1 protein-coding gene is annotated in these 1,943 nt (G+C 74.2%); it reads right to left on the reverse strand.

From position 1 onward, the window contains the following. Positions 1-1,650, reverse strand: a 1,650-nt coding sequence (locus tag GV126_RS33150; RefSeq protein ID WP_159674772.1) for an acyl-CoA dehydrogenase family protein, incomplete at its 3' end; no start/stop codon positions are given. Positions 1,651-1,943: the final 293 nt, after the last annotated feature.

Raw genomic sequence — 1,943 nt, forward strand, 5'->3', positions numbered from 1 at the left:
GTGAAGCGGGCGGGGGAGGGGGGGGGGGGGGGGGGGGGGGGGGTGGTCGAGATGGGTGCGGAGGGGGTGCAGGAGGGGGAGGGTGACGGCCGGGTCGGCGGCCTCGCCGTTCCGGCTCCACCAGGTGTTCAGGCAGGCGGACGCGGCGAGGACGCCGGTCCAGCGGGCGGTCAGCCCGAAGGCGTACGGGGGTGCGTCGGGTCCGATGAGGGTGGGGGGCAGGGCGGACGCGTCGGCGGTGAGCGCGGTCAGTTCCGCGCACCAGGCGCGGCCGGACTCCGTGAGCGGGTCGCCCGGCGCGGCGGCCTCGGTGCCGAGGACGAGGGAGCGGGCCAGCGGGTCGCGGCCGGCGGCCGAGACGGTCAGGTCCGCGAAGGACAGCGGGGGCAGCGGCCGGCCGGGGCGGAAGGTGTCCGCGGGCAGCGGGTCGGCCGTGGCGGAGCGCCAGCCGCGGCGGGCGGTGAGCGGCAGTTGCGGCAGCAGCGCGGAGAGGCAGGAGATCCGAGAGGCGTGGCCGAACGCGGACGGCTGCACGTCCCGCAGCAGCTTCTGGAACAGCGGCTGTTCGCCGGCGCGCAGGTAGAACTGGGAGCCGAGCAGTTCGGACAGCCGCTGGACGGCGCGGATCAAAACGGTCGGGACGAAGGACTTGACGGCGCTCGCGTAGACGCCGACCTGGGCCGGTGCGGTGTGCGCGGCGCGGGCGGCGACGGTGGTGAAGGTGTCCGCGAGCAGCAGGTCGGCGAAGGTCTCGGTGAGGATCGACCGGGACAGCGGCAGGTCCGCGGCCGGGGCGCCGTACAGGGTGCGTCCGCGGACGCCGCGGACGGCGGTGCGCAGCGCGGTGTCGAGCAGCCCGATGGTCATGCCGGGCAGGGCGATGCGGGTCAGCTGGAAGGAGCGCAGGGCGGTTTCGACGCCTTGGCCGGGGCGGCCGACCACGCTGTCGTCGGGGACGGGGCAGTCGGTGAACTCGATGCCACCGAGCTGGACTCCGCGCATGCCGACGGTGGGGAACCGGTCCAGGTGCCGTACCGCCGTCGCGGGCAGCTCGGCGGTGTCGAGGAGCAGCTGGGAGTGGCTGCGGCTGCCGTGCGCCGGGTCGGTGCGGGCGAAGAGGACCATGGTCTCGGCGCGCCGCAGGTTGGCAACGACCTCCTTGCGGCCGTCGAGGCGGAGCCGGCCGTCGGGGCCGGGCAGCGCGGTGAGGCCGGCCCGGGTGAAGTCGTTGCCGTGGTCCAGTTCGTGGTAGGCGCAGGCGGCCCGGCCGCCGGTCAGCAGCCGTCGGGCCAGCCGTTGCCGCTGCGCGGTGCTGCCGGCGGTCCACACGTTGACGGCGGCCATGAAGGAGCCGGCGCCGTGGCCGAGGCCCAGGCAGGGGTCGCGCCGGTAGACGGCCCGCATGACCCGGACCAGGTCGTCGAGCCGGGCGAACCGGCCGCCCAGCTCCTCGGGTACGAAGTGGGCGCCCAGCCTGAACCCGGTCAGCAGGTCCTCGCCGGCCGCGAGCATCTCGGCGCGGTCATCGGCGTCGAGGACGGCGGCGCGGCCGACCGGGTTCCCCGGGGCGGCGGCATTACCGAACAGCTCTTCCAGCCGGTCGACGTCCGCGTGACCGACCGGGAGGACGACCACAGGGTCACCCCCCACGGCGGCACCGGGCCGGTCGCCACCGGCCGCGATGGCGCGGGCCGGGCCAGAACCGGGCCGGTCGCCACCGGCGGGGAAGCTACCGACCGGCACCTGGCTCTTTTACACAACTGACGCTGCCGGCGGCCCCCTTCCGGTGGAGCTCTGGTGGGGCCCCCGTGTCTTAAAAAAAAAAAAAAAAATGGGCGTGGCGACAGGCGGCGCCCTGACTCTGTCAGTCTGTACACTACGCCAGTCGCAAACCACTGCAGTGACTCAACGAACGTAGTTGTGAACTACATGCAACACGCGAG

Origin of the sequence: Streptomyces mexicanus (assembly GCF_902506575.1) — a bacterium.
Lineage (GTDB): Bacteria > Actinomycetota > Actinomycetes > Streptomycetales > Streptomycetaceae > Streptomyces > Streptomyces mexicanus.